Annotated in this window: 12 protein-coding genes and 2 pseudogenes; 8 read left to right on the forward strand and 6 right to left on the reverse strand. The window is 73.7% G+C overall.

What is annotated here, in order from left to right; translation table 11 throughout:
- Window positions 1-198: 198 nt before the first annotated feature.
- Window positions 199-666, reverse strand: a pseudogene (locus ACZ3TI_RS22340) (acyl-CoA dehydrogenase family protein); the annotation flags it as partial.
- A 313-nt stretch (window positions 667-979) separates the two neighbouring features.
- Here ACZ3TI_RS22340 and ACZ3TI_RS22345 point away from each other — a divergent pair.
- The 3 genes and pseudogenes from ACZ3TI_RS22345 (at window position 980) to ACZ3TI_RS22355 (ending at window position 3,596) form a co-directional block, all read left to right on the forward strand.
- Complete coding sequence (locus ACZ3TI_RS22345) at window positions 980-1,693, forward strand: DedA family protein (protein ID WP_465728775.1); 714 nt, start codon at window positions 980-982, stop codon at window positions 1,691-1,693.
- 104 nt (window positions 1,694-1,797) lie between these two features.
- Window positions 1,798-3,063 carry a sensor histidine kinase gene (locus ACZ3TI_RS22350; RefSeq protein ID WP_465728777.1) on the forward strand — a complete coding sequence of 422 codons (1,266 nt, stop codon included), beginning with the start codon at window positions 1,798-1,800 and terminating at the stop codon, window positions 3,061-3,063.
- Window positions 2,952-3,596, forward strand: a pseudogene (locus ACZ3TI_RS22355) (response regulator). Before ACZ3TI_RS22350 ends, ACZ3TI_RS22355 begins: the two are co-directional and overlap by 112 nt.
- Before the next feature lie 19 nt (window positions 3,597-3,615).
- On the opposite strand, the gene ACZ3TI_RS22360 reads toward ACZ3TI_RS22355, so the two are convergent.
- The gene (locus tag ACZ3TI_RS22360) at window positions 3,616-4,074 is read right to left on the reverse strand and encodes a MarR family winged helix-turn-helix transcriptional regulator (protein WP_465728779.1); all 459 of its coding nucleotides are present in this window, start codon (window positions 4,072-4,074) and stop codon (window positions 3,616-3,618) included.
- A 321-nt stretch (window positions 4,075-4,395) separates the two neighbouring features.
- Here ACZ3TI_RS22360 and ACZ3TI_RS22365 point away from each other — a divergent pair, with 321 nt between their 5' ends.
- Complete coding sequence (locus ACZ3TI_RS22365) at window positions 4,396-5,232, forward strand: hypothetical protein (protein WP_465728781.1); 837 nt, start codon at window positions 4,396-4,398, stop codon at window positions 5,230-5,232.
- 14 nt (window positions 5,233-5,246) lie between these two features.
- Here the strand turns inward: ACZ3TI_RS22365 and ACZ3TI_RS22370 are convergent, their stop codons facing one another.
- The gene (locus tag ACZ3TI_RS22370; RefSeq protein ID WP_465728783.1) at window positions 5,247-5,714 is read right to left on the reverse strand and encodes a hypothetical protein; all 468 of its coding nucleotides are present in this window, start codon (window positions 5,712-5,714) and stop codon (window positions 5,247-5,249) included.
- Window positions 5,715-5,982: 268 nt separating this feature from the next.
- Between ACZ3TI_RS22370 and ACZ3TI_RS22375 the strand changes: the two genes are divergently transcribed.
- On the forward strand, window positions 5,983-6,957 hold the full coding sequence (locus ACZ3TI_RS22375) for a hypothetical protein (RefSeq protein WP_465728785.1): 975 nt from the start codon (window positions 5,983-5,985) through the stop codon (window positions 6,955-6,957).
- A gap of 30 nt (window positions 6,958-6,987) precedes the next feature.
- On the opposite strand, the gene ACZ3TI_RS22380 is transcribed toward ACZ3TI_RS22375, so the two are convergent.
- The 3 genes from ACZ3TI_RS22380 to ACZ3TI_RS22390 all read right to left on the reverse strand — a co-directional run bounded on the left by ACZ3TI_RS22380 (window position 6,988) and on the right by ACZ3TI_RS22390 (window position 11,625).
- Window positions 6,988-8,967 carry a serine/threonine-protein kinase gene (locus tag ACZ3TI_RS22380; protein WP_465728787.1) on the reverse strand — a complete coding sequence of 660 codons (1,980 nt, stop codon included), beginning with the start codon at window positions 8,965-8,967 and terminating at the stop codon, window positions 6,988-6,990.
- Between the two features lie 129 nt (window positions 8,968-9,096).
- Window positions 9,097-9,615 (reverse strand): YbaK/EbsC family protein, encoded by a 519-nt coding sequence (locus ACZ3TI_RS22385; RefSeq protein ID WP_465728789.1) that lies wholly within the window; start codon window positions 9,613-9,615, stop codon window positions 9,097-9,099.
- Between the two features lie 246 nt (window positions 9,616-9,861).
- Window positions 9,862-11,625: a 2-isopropylmalate synthase gene (locus ACZ3TI_RS22390; protein ID WP_465728791.1), complete on the reverse strand. Its 1,764-nt coding sequence runs from the start codon at window positions 11,623-11,625 to the stop codon at window positions 9,862-9,864.
- 180 nt (window positions 11,626-11,805) lie between these two features.
- Here ACZ3TI_RS22390 and ACZ3TI_RS22395 point away from each other — a divergent pair, with 180 nt between their 5' ends.
- The 3 genes from ACZ3TI_RS22395 to ACZ3TI_RS22405 all read left to right on the forward strand — a co-directional run bounded on the left by ACZ3TI_RS22395 (window position 11,806) and on the right by ACZ3TI_RS22405 (window position 16,291).
- Complete coding sequence (locus tag ACZ3TI_RS22395; RefSeq protein WP_465728793.1) at window positions 11,806-12,489, forward strand: FadR/GntR family transcriptional regulator; 684 nt, start codon at window positions 11,806-11,808, stop codon at window positions 12,487-12,489.
- Window positions 12,490-13,058: 569 nt separating this feature from the next.
- Window positions 13,059-15,830: a sensor histidine kinase gene (locus ACZ3TI_RS22400; protein WP_465728794.1), complete on the forward strand. Its 2,772-nt coding sequence runs from the start codon at window positions 13,059-13,061 to the stop codon at window positions 15,828-15,830.
- Complete coding sequence (locus ACZ3TI_RS22405) at window positions 15,830-16,291, forward strand: roadblock/LC7 domain-containing protein (protein WP_465728796.1); 462 nt, start codon at window positions 15,830-15,832, stop codon at window positions 16,289-16,291. The genes ACZ3TI_RS22400 and ACZ3TI_RS22405 overlap by 1 nt, the downstream gene beginning before the upstream one ends.
- Window positions 16,292-16,296: the final 5 nt, after the last annotated feature.

The following is a 16,296-nucleotide window of genomic DNA, read 5'->3' on the forward strand; positions in this document are numbered from 1 at the left end:
CACCAGAGCTCATACGGCTCGGGCGATAGCAGTGCTCACCTGCTGGCGGCTACGGACCGTAGTCTCCCTCACGGCCCGACGAGTCCCATTAGGCGAGACCGGTGTCAGGTGGATCGGTATCAGGCGGACCGGAGGAAGGCCTCCTGGTACGCCGGTCCGGTGATGGGCCGGAGGTCGTAGAAGGCGTCCGGCAGGTCGAAGGCGTCCACTCGCGGCAAGGAATCGTTTCCGCTTGCTGCCGAGGGCTCTGGTGAGCGTGCCGTCGTCGGCGAGCCGGCCGTGGGCGCCGGCGAGCAGGGCCTCGTACGGCAGGCGGACCCGGTCGAAGGAGGTCAGGCAGTGGTCGACCGGGCTGCCGGGGCGCTGCGGCAGCGGCTGGACGGCGATCCCGGGCAGCGGGCGGCTGTCCTCGTCGGTGAGCGGGGCGAGGAAGAGGAAGATCCCGTGGTCGCGCCCGTCGACGCGCAACCGTGCGGCCACCACCGCGGACTTGGGACCGCCCGCCGGGCCGGTGTTCGGCATGAACTTCCGAGCGGACGGCCCGGGCGTGTGCAGGGTGGAGCTGCGGTCGGTGCGGTCGTAGTCGGCCACGGTCTCCAGGGCGACGGCGTCGTTGCCGCGACCGAGTTCGGTGCCCAGGAAGGTGCCGATCCGGTCCATCCGGAGGCCCGCCAGGGTCCGTGGACGCGGTGGCGGTCGGGGCCGAAGAGGAGGCGGGACAGCTATGCGCTTATCGGTGTCATGTAAACGACCAAGGGGCCGGACCGGGCAGAGGTAACGGCCTTGCGGCCAAGATCACCGGGGCGTGTGCCGGCTCGCCGGAGGCAGCGGCGACGAAGCGGCTGGGCGCCAGCGGCCTTCCGCAGGGTGGCGGGGTGCGGAAAACCGCAACCGGCTCGCCGGAAACCCTCATACCGCCACTGACCTGCGGTTCCTAGCGTGGGAGCCATCAACCTCGACCTCTCCCGGGAGCCCGCCCATGCCGCACGCCGTCCTTGCCATCGCCCAGCAGCCCGCCGACGGCTTCGCCGCGTGGGCGGCCGACCTGGTGGACACCCTGGGCGGCCCCGGCGCCGGTCTGGCGATCGCGCTGGAGAACCTGTTCCCGCCGCTGCCCAGTGAGGTGATCCTGCCGCTGACGGGCTTCGCCGCCGGGCAGGGCGCGATCAGCCTCGCCTCCGCGCTCACCTGGACGACCCTCGGCTCGGTCGTCGGCGCCGTCGTCCTCTACTGGTTCGGCGCGCTGTTCGGCCGGGAGCGGATGCACGCGATCTGGGCCCGGCTGCCCCTGGTCAAGGCCTCCGACCTGGAGCGCACCGAGGCGTGGTTCGCCCGGCACGGGACGAAGGCGGTGCTGCTCGGCCGGATGGTGCCGATCTTCCGCAGTCTGATCTCCGTCCCGGCGGGGGTGGAGCGGATGCCGCTGCCCGCGTTCGTCATGCTGACCACACTGGGCAGCCTGGTGTGGAACGGCGTGCTGGTCATGGCCGGCTTCCTGCTCGGGGACCGGTGGGACGCGGTGGAGACGTACGTCGGCCTGCTGTCCGAGGTGGTCCTGGTGCTGGTCGTGGTGGCCGTCGCCGTCTACGTCGCGGTGCGCTGGCGCGGTCGTGGTCGCGGGCGCAACGGCACCGGCGCCGGGACCGGGGCCGGGACCGGGGCCGGGACCGCTCAGCACCGCCGCACCCGGTGAGCACCCCGGCCGACGCCCCGGCGGGCACCTCGGTGAGCACCCCGGCGGGCGTCCCGGCGGGCGCCCCGGTGGGCTTCGCCGCCCACCCCGTAAGCTCGGGGCCCATGAGCGGGCAGGCAGCGGACACGGCGTCATGGCCGCGCCGTGCCACGGGAGTCCTGCTCGGAGTCGCGACCGCCGCGCTCGCCGCGCTCCACCTCCTCCTCACCGGCGCCGCCCTCGGTCCGTTCCTGCTCTGGCCACGCGCCCGCCCGTACGCGTACCGGAGCCTGCTGGCCGGGGTGCACCGCCTCGCCGGGCTCGAACGGGCCCGGCGCGGCGCGTTCTTCGGCGACCGCTTCCCCCGCCACTACCGCGCGGACGACCGCAGGGTGCTGCGCTACCTCGCGGTGCGCAGTGGCGGCGGGCTGGTCGCCGGGGTGGTGCTGGCGCTGCTCGGCTTCGGGGCCGTCCTGGCGGGGCTGCTGGTCCGGGGGATCCTGCGCGGCTCGCTCGGCTGGGAGGAGCTGCTGACGCAGGCCCTGCTGGGCGGGGTGCTGCTGTTCCTGGCCGTCCAGGGCCTGGTCTCGCTGGCGGCGCTGGACGCCCGGCTCGCCCGCGGGTGCTTCGGCCCCTCCGAGGCCGAGCTGCTGCGCCGCCGGATCGCCGAACTCGCCGACAGCCGGGCCGCGGTGGTCCGGGCCGTGGACGCGGAGCGGCGGCGGATCGAGCGCGACCTGCACGACGGCGTCCAGCAGCGCCTGGTGGCGCTGGCGATGCTGCTGGGCCGGGCGCGCCGCGGCCGGGACCGCGACCGGGACCCGGAGCGGACGGACGCCCTGCTGCGCCAGGCGCACCGGGAGGCCCAGGAGGTGCTGACCGAGCTGCGCGAGGTGGCCTGGCGGGCGTACCCGTCGGCGCTGGACACGCTCGGGCTGGAGGAGGCGCTGGACGGGGTGGCCGGGCGCTGCGCCATCCCGCTGCGGATCCGGTACGAGCTGGCGGGCCCGCTGCCCGAACCCGTCCGGACCGCCGCCTACTTCGTGGTCTCCGAGTGCGTCACCAACGCGGCCAAGCACTCCGCCGCCTCGGCCGTCGAAGTCCGGCTCGGGCGCGCCGGCTCCCTGCTCACCGTCCGCGTCGAGGACGACGGCGGCGGCGGCGCGGACCCGGCGGGCAGCGGCCTGACCGGTCTGCGCGGCCGCCTCGCCGCCCTCGACGGAACCCTCCACGTCGACAGCCCCGCCGGGGGCCCGACCGTCATCACCGCGGAGCTGCCGTGCGCGTGGCCCTCGCCGAGGACTCGACCCTGCTGCGGGAGGGTCTGGTCCGGCTGCTCGCCGAGGAGGGCCACGAGGTCCTGGCGGCGGTCGGCGACGCGACCGCCCTGACCGAGGCGGTCGCGCAGCAGCGGCCGGACATCGTGGTGGTGGACATCCGGATGCCGCCGACGCACACCGACGAGGGACTGCGGGCGGCGGTGGAGATCCGCGGGCGGTGGCCGGAGGTGGGGGTGCTGGTGCTCTCCCAGCACGTCGAACGCGGGTACGCGGCGCAGCTGTTGGCCGCGGGCGCGGAGCGGGTCGGGTACCTGCTCAAGGACCGGGTGGCCGAGGTCGACGAGTTCCTGGACGCGCTGGTCCGGGTCGCGTCGGGCGGCGCGGTGATCGACCCGGAGGTGGTGCGGCAGCTGGTGGTGCGCACCGCCCGCACGGACCCGTCGGCCCTGCTCACCCCGCGCGAGCGCAGCGTGCTGGAGGCGCTCGCGCAGGGCTGGACCAACGCGGCGATCGCCTAGCGGCTGCACATCTCGCAGAGCGCGGTGGAGAAGAACCTCAACGCGGTGTTCGACAAGCTGGAGCTGCCCCGCACCACCGACCACAACCGCCGCATCCTGGCCGTCCTGCGCCACCTCGGGGCGTGAACCGGCCGGTTTCGGGCGCTCAGTGGTGCCAGGCCTGCCCTCCCGTGTTGTGGATGAACCGCTGGAGGACCTTGAGCGCGGTCAGGTACTCCGCGTCGGAGATGCCCGCGTGGCGCTCGGCCCACAGGTCGTCCTGGAGGGCGGCCGCCTTGTCGAAGAACTCCCGCCCCTCGGGAGTGAGACCGAGCCGGCCCCCGGCGGACTCGGCGACCCAGCCGCGCTCGACGGTCGCGTCGATCTCGGCGTCCAGGGCGTCCTGCCCGGTGTCGAGGTAGTCACGCAGGACGCCGGAGACCTCGTCGCGGGTCCGCGCCTCCTCGGCCCGGGCGAGCTGGGCGAGCACCCACCACTGCGGCTGCGTGGTGCCGAGCTCGGCGAGAGCACCGCGGGTGCGGCTGACGACGGCCTTGTAGGCCGCCCACGTCCAGTAGCCGATGGGCTGCTTGATCAGTTCGGTGTCACTGTGCGAGTACTCCATCGCCGGGCCCCTCGGATTCCTGTCGATCTCTCAGATCGGCTGCTCGTTCGCTTCGACGGGACCGACCCTAGAAGTTCAAGTCAGCTTCAGGTCAAGCGGACCGAGCGGACCGAGCGGACCGAACGGACCGCTGGCCGAGCCGGCAGGGGCACGAGAGGTCGTACGAGGAGCAAGTGGCTACCGCCCGGTGGCCCGCAGGCGCTAGCGTCATCACGACCGTGCCGTCTCACTCGTCCGGGTGGTGGCTGCCGGTTCGGCGTGCCCCGCTCTCCCGTACCCCACCGATGTTTTCCCATTCTCCCCCGAGCTCCGAGGAGTTCCATGGTCGACACCGTCAGCTCGCTCGCCTCCCGTGTCCACGACCTGTTGGTGGCGAACCTGAGCAGTCCGGCCGTGCCGACCGTCCCCGGGCAGGGCGCCTTCGCCTCCCTGGCCCGGGCCTTCATGGGTGCCCCGCAGGGCGTCGACATCGCCGCGGGCTTCCACGACGTCATCGGACGGGCCGTGGCGCTCGGCCCCGACGCCGCCTGGCTGGTCGCCGCGGCCCACAGCGGCCTGGCCGGACTGGCCTTCAAGAACCAACAGGTCGACCAGGCGCTCCACCACCTCGACGCCGCGGTGACCTCCGGCTACAACGACTGCGTGGGGCTGCACTCGCCGCCCCTGCGACCGCTCCACGGGGACCCCCGGTTCCGCGCGGCGTACCAGCGCATGCGCATCACCCTGGCGGACATGGACGAACTCCAGTGGCTGCACCGGGAGATGCTGATCATGAATCGGGACGCCACCCAGGCGAGCGTCGACAACATCGGCCGCCGCGACACCGGGGTATCCCTCCTCCCCCAAGCCCCCATGCCGACCCGGGTGCCCAACACCCCGGGCCTTCTGATCGCCCGCGTCGAACTCGCCGCCGTGCAGACCGCCCTCCAACGGGCCGCCATGAAGGCGGAGATGAGCCGCAGCTCCGGCAATGTCAGCCTCAGCCTCATCGACGACAGCTGGGACTACGCCGGCGCCCGTCGCGACGCCTGGCGTGCCGAGGAGCTGGAGTCCCACCGCCACCAGGCCTCTGCGGCACGGGCGTTCGTCGAGCGTCCGGGCGTCTCCACGCTGGTCATCCCCTGCCCGCCGCTGGGCTCGATCGTCTACCCGTCCTGAGCCCTGCCCCCTGCCTACGGGGCGGCGGTTCCCAGCGGACGGACCCAGACGGGGAAGGGCGGGATCTCCGGCTCTTCCCCGGTTTCCTCCTCGGCGGCATCCGTCAGCCTGATCACGCCGGGCTCGTCGTCCGCGAGGAAGGCGGCGACGATCGGCGCGAGGTCGTCGACCGGCACGTACGCGCCGCCGAACGGCAGCTCCTCCGGACCCACCGAGCCGGTGGAGCAGCGCAGTTGACCCGCCTGCTCGTCGTGCCAGACGTAGAAGGTCGCCGGGCCGGCATGGCCCAGGCCGTCGACCCGCGCCCGCAGCAGCGCGGCGGTCCGCGCGAAGGCGGCGACCACCTCACCGACCGTCAGCGACCGCCGGTCCTCGACCTCGGCACTCAGCCACCAGGTGTTGGTCTCCCATTCCGCCGGGCGGTCGTCAGGCTCCAGTACCAGCGGTTCGTCGGCGAGTTCGGCGATGTACGTCAACAGCATCGCGCCAGTATCCCCCGGACGGCTCGGACAGCGCGGACGGCTCGGGGCGCTCGGGGGGCTCGGACGGCGCGGACGGCTCGGACGGCGCGGACGGCTCGGACGGCGCGGACGGCTCGGACGGCTCGGAGAGCTGACAAGACCACCAACGTGCTACAGAACGGCAACAGGCTCGGAAGGGCCTAGGCAGGCGCGGCATCGGATCGGCATTCTTCACAACGGCAGCACGAACGGTCCACCACTGCCTCACCACTCGTCCAGGAGTTCTCCGATGCACGAGCAGCCCGGCGGCCTGCCCGCCGACCCGCAGCGCAACGTTCCCCCGCCGCCCGGCTTTCCTCCCCCTCCCCCTCCCCCGCCCCCGCCGGGCTACCCCTCGATGCCGCCCGGGTACGGCCCGCCACCCACCCCCGCCAGAGCCTCCCGCACCGGCCTGTGGGTGGCGCTCGGCGTGGTCGGCGCGCTGCTGGTGGGCGGCGGCGCCTACGCGCTGACCGGCTCGGACTCCGGCTCCACGGCCAACGGCGGCAACGGCGGCTCTGGAGTCAACGCCGCACCGGCGGGCGGGGGTTCGCTCGACGAGAGCGGCACCACGGGTGGGGGATCGTCCGGCGGAAGCAGCGGCGGGAGCGGAGGCAGCAGCGGAGGCGGGAACGGCAACGCGGCCGGAGGATCGAGCGGCGGAGGCGGGAACGGCGGTGGAGGCAGCGGCGGAGGCGGCGGCGCGGCGCAGGGCTTGCGGAGCATCCGGCTGCCGGCCTCCTTCCTCGGCATGAAGGGGAGCAACGACTTCCCCGCCCTGGCGGAGATCAGGGCAGCGGCGAAGGTCGACGACCCGTCCGCGGTCATCGACGGCACGGTCTACGTGGGCGGCCAGTTCGGGGAGAACTTCGCCACCGCCCTCGGCGCAAGCACGGACCACCCGTTCAGCGAGGCCGAGCGCCGGGAGGCGCTGGCCGGGATGTGGCGCTCGGAGCCGGCGAGCGGAGTGCAGACCACCTACGGCCCGGCCCAGGACGTCGACCCCGGACCGCTGGGCGGCACCATGCAGTGCGCGACGGCGTACTCGAAGCGCGACCAGCCCGACGTCCTCGGGAGCTACTGGTCCAGCGCGATCCAGTGCGTGGTGATCGGTGTCAACACGCTGATCGAGTACTCCGAGAGCGAGTCCCTCTCCGGCATGAAGATCGCCAAGACCGCCGAGGACCTGCGCAAGTTCCGGTCGCAGGCCGAGGTCGCGCGCTGACCTCGACCCGCGTCGGAGCGCAGCCCGGGCTCAGCTCACCTTGTGCAGCACCATCGGCGTCGCGTTGCCGCCGGGGGTCGTCAGGCGGAGGGTCCCGTCCTGCTGGAGGTCGAGGACCCGCTCGCCGTTGGTGCCGCACTGCATGTTGCTGCTGCCGGTCAGCCTGGCGGAGTAGCGCAGTTGGGTCTTGGTGGCGACGTTGAGGGTCCAGGCCCCGGAGCAGTACCCACCGGTGCCCTGCAGCCTGGTCATGGCGGCGAAGGTGTAGCCGATCCAGCTCTCGCCCACCAGTACGGAGAGCTTCACGTTGCCGTCGCTGCCCACGTGCTGAGCCTCCCAGGTACCGAGGAAGGGCTGCGGCACGACGCTGGGCGGCATCGATCTGTCGGTCTGGTCCGGCTCGGGGGAGTCGGAGGGGGCGCCCGACGGGGAGTCCGAGGGGGAGTCGGTGGGCGAGTCGGCGCCAGGCTTCGGCGAGGGCCGGCCGGTACCGGGCGCGGCCGCCGGGGGTGTCGTGCCGGCGGCCGGGGCCGCTGCGGCGGGCGAGTTGGCCGTCGAACGGCCGCCGCTCGTCGAGGCCGAGCTGTCGCCGCCGCCCAGCTTGACCATCCCGTAGCCGGCGAGCGCCACCACCACGGCCCCGGCAGTCACCAGCGCCGACGTCCGGACGCCTCGCCCGCGCCGGCGGGTCGGGGCGGTGGGGGTGACGGGGGCCATCGGGCCGGTGCGGGCGATCGGACCGGTGGGACCGGTGGGGGTGTACGGCACGGGGTGCACGTACGGCACGCGCTGCGAGGGCGCGGGCCCAGGCGCGACCGGGGGCGTGACGGTCGCCCGGTAGTGCCCGCTCGGAACGGGGGCCGGGGCCGGGGCCGGGGCCGGTGTCGGCGCCGGTGTCGGGGCGGGCCTCGGTATCGGGGCGGGCGCCGGCCTCGGGGTCGGCGGTGCAGTCGGGGTCGGCGGCCCGACCGGCGTGGGTGGTGCTGTCGGCGAGGGTGGTGCCGTCGGGGTGGGCGGTGCCGTCGGGGTGGGCGGCGCCGTGAGGGTGGGCGGTGCCGTCGGGGTGGGTGGCGCGACCGAAGGGGTCATGACGACGGACGAGGTGTCCGACTCCAGGTCGAGCAGTTGGACCGCCGCCCGCCCGACCGCCGCCGACAGCTCCGCGGGCAGCCAGCTGCTGCGCCCGAGCCGCTCGCCCGCGGTGCCGTCCGGGTCGAGCTGCGAGCGCAGTTGCTGCGGCGTGGGCCGGCGGCCCGGGTCCTTGGCCAGGCAGCCGAGGATGACGGAGCGCAGCGGCTGGTCGAGCCCCGGGAGGTCGGGCTCCTCGTGCAGCACCCGGTAGAGCAGGACGGCACTGCCGACGCCCTCGCCGAACGGCTGACGCCCGGTGGCGGCCAGCGCGAGGACGGCGCCGAGCGAGAACACGTCGCCGGCGGACCCGGCGGACCGGCCCTGGGCCTGCTCGGGGGACATGTAGCCGGGCGAGCCGATCACATGACCGGTCTGGGTGAGGCCGGTAGTGGAGTCGAGGGCCCGGGCGATGCCGAAGTCGATCAGCCGGGGGCCGTCGAGGGTGAGCAGCACGTTCGACGGTTTGACGTCGCGGTGGACCAGGCCGAGTCCGTGCACGTGGGCGAGCGCCTCGGCGAGACCGACGCCGAGCAGGCGCACGGTGTCCTCGGGCAGCGGACCGTGCTCGTGGACGGCGGTCGAGAGGGAGGGGCCGGCCACGTAACCGGTGGCGACCCAGGGCTGGGTGCCCTCGATGTCGGCGTCCAGGACCGGCGCCGTCCACGCCCCGCCGACCCGCCGGGCCGCGGCGACCTCCTGGCGGAACCTGGCCCGGAACTCCTCGTCCCTGGCCAGCTCGGGGTGGACGGTCTTCACCGCCACGGTCCGCCCGCCGGGGGTCCGGCCCAGGTAGACCTGCCCCATTCCGCCCGCCCCGAGCTGCCGCAGCAGCCGGTACTCGCCCAAACGTCTCGGGTCGTCAGGACCCAGTGGCTGCATGGCCGCACTCCCTCGGGGATCGGTAGGTCGCAGCTGACGCTACCGGTCCCCGGGGGCCGACGGGGGGCGAAGAAGATCACGGATCGGAAAGAGTGCGGACCATTTCAACTCCCCTGCACGGAAGGGGTGTCAGGGACCTGTCGGGGCGGATCCGCCGTCCGGGCCGTCCGCTTCGACGGCGGACGGGGTTCCCGCCGTGACGCGCACCAGTTCCCCGTAGGTCATGGGCACGACGGTGTGCGGGTGCCCGGCAGCCGCCCACAGCACCTCGTACTGCTGCAGCGCGGTGTCGACCACCGTGCGCAGTGGGGCCGGGTGCCCGGTCGGGGCGACGCCACCGATGGCCTGCCCGGTGGCCTCGCGGACCTGGGCGGCACCGGCCCGGGTGATCGGACCGGTGCCCAACTGCTCGGCCAGGTAGGCGGTGTCGACCCGGTGGGCACCGCTGGTCATCACCAGCAGGGGCTCACCGTCGCACAGGAACACCAGGCTGTTGGCGATGGCCCCGACCTCGCAGCCGAGGGCCGCCGCAGCCTCCGCCGCCGTACGGGCGGAGTCGGGCAGGACGACGATCTCACCGGAGACGTCGGCCGCCGCCAACGCCTCGGCGACCGCGAGGCTTCGGATGGGGAGAGAAGAGGAGGTCATCGGGCCATCATGCCGTTCGCTCATGAGTCCCGCTCATGCCATTTCGCCCTGAGGTTCACTCATGACCGCGGCCCATGAGCCGGGCTCATGACACGGCCCCATGAGTCCCGCTCATGACGGAGCCTCATGAGCCTCTCTCATGACCCCCAACCCCATGAGTGCGGCTCATGCCCCGGGCTCATGAGTTCCTCTCATGTCCGACGCCGCCCATGAGCCCCACGCATGACCGACGTCCATGAGCCCGGCTCATGCCTCCCCCCGCCCCCTCCCCCTGCGCACCGACACCCGCGCACCGGCATCGACACCGGCACCGACACCGGCCCGGCCCGCCGCGCTCAGCACCGCCCGTACGCCCGCCGTCAGCACGGACGCGTCCCTCCCCGCGCCCCACACCACCCGGCCGCCGGGTCCCCCGGCCCGGGCCTCGACGTACGCGACCGCGTCCGGGCCGGAGCCCACCGCGTGCTCACTGAAGGAGAGGATCTCCACCCCGACCGCGTCGGCGACCGCGTCCAGCGGGCCTGCGCCGGTGCCCCGCTTCCCGTCGACCTCGGCCCAGTCGTCGCCCACCCGCCAGGCCCATGAGGAACTCTCATCGAGGTACTCCGCCCGGAACAGCCCGTACAGTTCCTCGCCCGTCACCTCCTTGCCGCTGTCGTCGGTCGCCTCCTGCACGATCCGCGCGAACTCGATCTGCAGCCGCCTCGGCAGCTCCAGTCCTTCTGCGCTCTGCAGCAGGTAGGCGATCCCGCCCTTGCCGGACTGGCTGTTGACCCGGATCACCGCCTCGTAGTCGCGTCCGAGGTCGGCCGGGTCGATCGGCAGGTACGGCACCGACCAGGGCGCCTCCCGCTCGGGGACGCCCAGTTCGGCGGCGGCCTCGGCGTGCCGCGCGAACCCCTTCTTGATGGCGTCCTGGTGGGTGCCCGAGAAGGCGGTGTGCACCAGGTCGCCGACGTACGGGTGCCGCTCGTGGACGGGCAGCCGGTTGCAGTGCTCGACGGTGCGCCGGATCTCGTCGATGTCGGAGAGGTCGAGCATCGGGTCGACGCCCTGGGTGTGCAGGTTGAGCGCCAGGGTCACCAGGTCGACGTTCCCGGTGCGCTCGCCGTTGCCGAACAGGCAGCCCTCGACCCGCTGCGCTCCGGCCAGGACCGCGAGTTCGGCGCAGGCGACACCCGTGCCACGGTCGTTGTGCGGGTGGACGGAGAGGATGACCGCGTCGCGCCGCTCCAGGTGCCGGTCGAGGTACTCGATCTGGTCGGCGTAGACGTTGGGTGTGGCGATCTCGACCGTCGCGGGCAGGTTGTGGACCACCGGCCGGTCGGGGCTCGCGTCCCAGAGCCGGGTGAGCCCGTTGCACACCTCCAGGGCGTAGTCGGGCTCGGTCAGGTTGAACACCTCGGGCGAGAACTGGAACCGCAGGCCGTCCCGCCCCTCCCCCAGCCGGGCCATGTGCGTCGCGGCCTCGGTGATCAGCGCCCGCAGCTGCGCCCGGTCCTTGCCGAGGACGACCTCCCGCCACAGCGGCGCGGTCGCGGTGTAGAGGTGGACGACCACGCGCGGCAGTCCGGCGACGGCTTCGAAGGTGCGCTCGATCAGGTCGGCGCGGGCGGCGGTGAAGACGACGACGGTGACGTCCTCGGGGACGGCTCCGGGAGTGGTGGCCAGTCGGCGGACGAAGTCGAAGTCCGTCCGGCTGGCGGAGGGGTAGCCGACCTCGATCTCCTTGAAGCCCATGGCCAGGAAGAGGTCGAACATCCGCTGCTTCCGTGCCGGGTCCATCGGCTCGGCGAGCGCCTGGTTGCCGTCCCGCAGGTCGACGGGCACCCACAGCGGCGTCCGCTCGATGCGCCGGCCGGGCCAGCGCCGCATCAGCGCGGGGACGTGGACCCGTTCGTGGGCGGGACGGTAGCGGTGGGAGGGCATCGCGCCGCCGCGCTGGGGGTTCCAGGCGGGGGCGCCGGTCGGGACGGGTCCGGCGGGGGTGTGCAGGGTCGGGAAGATCATGCGAGTTCCTCATGACGCGTACCGGTGACCGGCAGGACGGCGCCCCGCAGCGGGGTGCCGGTCCGGTCATGCCCCGCTGCGGCCACCAAGAAGAAGGCCTCCCACGCGGAGGGTCCACGGCTGCATGCCGGGTAGAGTAACCACGACAGAAGTCCTCAGACAACCTGACAGGTGGACCCGATGACCCCGCTCCGCCCCTCCCCTCTCGCCGAACAGGCCGCCGCGCGGATCGAGGAGCAGATCCGGACGGGCCAGTGGCCGGTGGGCGGGAAGCTGCCGGGAGAGGTGGCGCTGGCCAAGGAGCTGGGCGTCGGCCGCTCGACCGTCCGGGAGGCGTTGCGCACGCTCGCCGCGGCCGGAATGGTGCAGAGCCGCCAGGGCTCCGGGGTGTTCGTCACCGCCGACCGCCCCACCGGGGACTGGTCCGCCCGGCTGCACCGCGCCGAGCTGGCGCACGTCTACGAGGTGCGGACGATGGTCGAGGTGCAGGCCGCCCGCCTCGCCGCCACCCGCCGCACGGAGGCGGACCTCGCCGCGCTCGACGCAGCCCTCGCCGCCCGCCGCGCGGCGGGCGAGGCCGACGACACCGCCTTCGTGGACGCGGACATCGCCCTGCACACCGCCGTCGTGGCCGCCGCCCACAACCCCGTCCTGAACGACCTCTTCGCCCAGTTCGCCCCGGTTCTGCGCGACCGACTGGTCACCCTCGTCGGCCTGTTCGACATCCGCGCCGAGGACCCGAACCAGGGCTACGACGCGCACGCCGCCCTCGTCCGCGCCATCCACCAGGGCAACCCGGACGCCGCCGGCCAGGTCCTCGCCAGCGAGCTGGAGTCCACCCGCTCCCGCCTGCTGACGGACTGAGCAGAGCGGGCCGAGCACCCCGCCCGAGCCGGACACCCCGTCCGGACCGCGCACCCCGCCCGAGCCGAGCACCCCGTCCGGACCTGGCACCGCGAACCGGGAGCCGTGAACCCAAGCCACCCCCGACCGCGTCGACCCCGATGGAGAACCCGCCACCCCCGGCACAGCAGTCTCCTGATGCGACGTCACACAGTTTTCACACCACGGCCACCCACCGGTCGCGAATGCCGCTGACGCTGTGTCAGGCAAGTCCGTGACGGCCTGCTCCGCGCACGAATGACCAACGGTCTCGCACCGCGTGTCCGATTCGTGCGCAAGCATCACCCAAGCAGCGAACGGGCTTTCACTCCAATAACACGGTATGACTAGTATCGCTTCGTCAAAATCCCGTGCCCGGACGGCCCGTCCCTCACCGGTCGGCCGCCAGCCCCAAGGAGACTGCTCTGCGCGCGCGTGCGAATCGGCGGCCACCGACGCCGAAGGGCCCCCGCAGGCGTCCACGCCTGTCCCTGCGGGCGGCGCTTCTCGTCCTGGCCATCGTCCCCAGCCTCGCCCTCGTCCTCCTCTGGGTGGCCACCAGCGGCGGGATCGTCCTCGACTACCGGCAGCAGGCTGCCCAGGGCCTCCTGGCCCAGAAGGCCGGCCAGCCGTCGAACATCGTCTACTACAACCTCCAGGAGGAGCGCCGGCTCAGCGCCGAGGCGCTCGCCCGGCCCGGCACCGCCACGGAGCAGCTGCGCCGCCAGCGGCAGTCGACCGACGACGCGGTGCGCCAGTTCCAGGCCCTGTCCGGCGAGACCGCCGACAGCGCGCCCGAGGAGGTGCGCAGCGCCGTCGCCGAGGCCCGCCAGGCCATGGGGAAGCTGGCCGAGCAGCGCGCCGCCGTCGACCGCGGCGCCGTCGACCAGCAGACCGTCTACGCCTACTACACCGACCTCATCACGGTGGACCTGCGGCTGTTCACCGCGCTCAGCCACGTGGACGCCGGTGAGGTCGCCTGGATCTCCAAGACCCTGGTCAACGCGTTCTGGGTGAAGGAGATGCTCGCCCGCGAGGACGCGATCCTGGCCCGCGGCTGGCCCGCCGGCCGGCTCGGCACCGCCGACTACCAGGCCGTCCAGCAGACCATCGGCGCCCAGGACCACCTGCTCACCGTCCAGGTCCTCCCGTACCTCCCGGACGGGGAGGCGCCCGCCTGGCGCGACCTGATGAACAGTCCCGCCTGGCAGGCGAAGACCGCCGTCGAGCAGCAGCTGACCAGGCCCACCGCCGCCGAATCCAGCGGCAACGTCAGGCTGCCGGCCGCCCAGGACCAGTGGCGCCAGGCCCTCGACCAGCTCAACCCGCAACTGGTCAAGGTGATCGAGACCCGCAACAGCGGCATCCTCGAGGTCGGCAAGACCAACGTCACGGGCCTGCTGATCCGGGTCGTGCTGACCACCATCGTCGGCGTGGTCACGGTGGTCGCGGTGTTCATCGCCTCCTGGCGTCTCAGCCGCTCGCTGCGCCGCCGCATCAAGGAACTGCACGCCCAGGCCGAGGAGATGCAGCGCACCCTGCCCGAGGTGGTCGAGCGCCTCGGCCGCGGCGAGCGGGTGGACGTCGAGGCCGAGACCCGCGCCATCACCGCCGGTCCGCACGGCGACGGCACCGGCGCTCCCACCGCCAACGGCACCCACACCGGCAACAGCACCGGCACCGGCACCGGCACCGACGAGCTGGCCCGCCTCGGGCAGGCGCTCAACCTGGCCCGCTCCGCCGCGCTGGAGGCCGCCGTCGCGCAGGCCGAGCAGCACCGCGGCTTCGAGCGGCTGCTGCAGCGCATCGCCCGCCGCACCCAGCTGCTGATCGGCCGCCAGCTGCGCAAGCTGGACGAGCTGGAGCGCAAGCACGAGGACCCGGAGGTCCTGGAGGGCCTGTTCGACCTCGACCACCTCACCGCCCGGCTGCGCCGCTACGAGGAGAACCTCGTGATCATGGCCGGCGGACAGCCGCAGCGGCGCTGGCGCAAGCCCGTCCCGCTCCTGGACGTGCTGCGCGCCGCGCAGGGCGAGGTGCAGGACTACCGCCGGATCATGCTCGATGTCGAGGGCCACCCGTGGCTCTCCGAGCGGGCCGTCGGCCCGGTCGCGCACGTGCTCGCCGAGCTGATGGAGAACGCCACCACCTTCTCCAAGCCGCCCACGCCGGTCGACGTCCGCGCCGCCATGGTCGGCCGCGGGCTCGCGATCGAGATCGAGGACCGCGGCCTCGGCATGGATCCGGACCAGTACGACGCGGCCAACGAGCTGATGCGCCGTCCGCCGCGCACCGACGTGCTGGCCCGCGCCGACGACATCCGCCTCGGCTTCCACGTGGTGGCCCGCCTCGCCTCGCTGCACGGACTGAAGATCGAGTTCCGCCCGTCGGCCTTCGGCGGCACCCGGGTGGTCGTGCTCGTCCCCGACGAGCTGGTCATCGAGGGCGACACCGGGCTCCCGGACGGCGTCACCGGCACCTCCGCCGGCACCACCGCCGAACCGATCCCGCTGGTACGGCGCTCGCGCCGGGCGGTGCGCTCCGCCTCCGACGAGGTGCCCGCCGCGGCACCGCCCGGTCCGGCGGTCGCACCGGTGGAGTCCTTCCCGCCGGCACCGGTGCACAAGCCGCCGTACCTGCCTGCGCCCGTCCAGCAGCCCTACCAGCCGGAGCCTCTCCAACCGGCGCCCCACCACCCGGAGCCCTTCCAGCAGCAGCCCCTCCCGCAGCCCCTACCGCCCGAGCAGCCGATCGAGCACAGCTCCCCCGACGATCCGGCGCCCGCGCAGGATGCCCCGGTCTCCCCGACCACACCGGTCTACCCGGACATCGCCTACGCGAGGGTCACCGAGGCCGAGGCCCCGTACGCCGACGAGCAGTACCGCCCGGCCGACCACTACCGGCTCGCCGAGCGGCGCGGCAACCGCGAGTACCCCACGTCGGTGCCGTACAGCCCGGCGGAGGGCGGGCAGCCGCCGCTGCCGCAGCGCGTGCGGCAGCGCAGCCTGGCCGCCGAGCTGCGGGTGCCCCCACCGGCCCGCCCTCAGTGGGTCGAGCGCCGCACCGAAAGCCCCTCCGAGAGCCCCGCGCCGGCCGCAGGCCCGTTCCAGCGCTCCGACCAGCGCTCCGAGAGCCCGGTGCGGCGCTCCGGCGCGGCGATCGGCGCCTTCCAGCGCCAGTCCCGGGCCGCCCGGGCCCAGGACAGCGGCGAGCACCGGCTGCCCGCGGTCCCCACCCCGCCGGATCCCTCCACGCCGACGGTCCCCTCCCCTTGGGCCCTGCCTGCCGCTGACCCCCGAACCACACGAACGGATGAGCAGTGATGAACCGCACGATCGCCACCCACCAGGACCTGGACTGGTTGCTGGACGGACTCGTCGACTCGGTGCCCGGCACCAGGAACGCCGTTCTGCTCTCCGACGACGGCCTCGTGGTCAGCCACTCCCGGAGCATCGAGCGCGCCGACGCCGAGCGCTTGGCCGCCGTCGCCACCGGCCAGCAGAGCCTGGCCCGCGGGGTCGGTCAGCTCTTCGACGGCGGGGACGTGCACCAGGTGATCGTCGAGCTCGCCGAGTGCTGGCTGTTCATCATCGCCGCCGCACAGGGCACCCACCTGGCCGTGATCGCCTCCCAGGAGGTGGACGCCGAGGTGATGTCCGTCGCGATGCACACCCTGGTGCAGCAGGTCGGACAGAAGCTCGCCACCCCCGCCCGCAGCGACGGCGCACCCGCACCCGCCGCCCCCGCCCCGTTCGACGCCTTCGCTGCCCGGAACCGGGGCTGACGCCA

The sequence above is a fragment of the Kitasatospora sp. NPDC023120 genome, assembly GCF_055560835.1.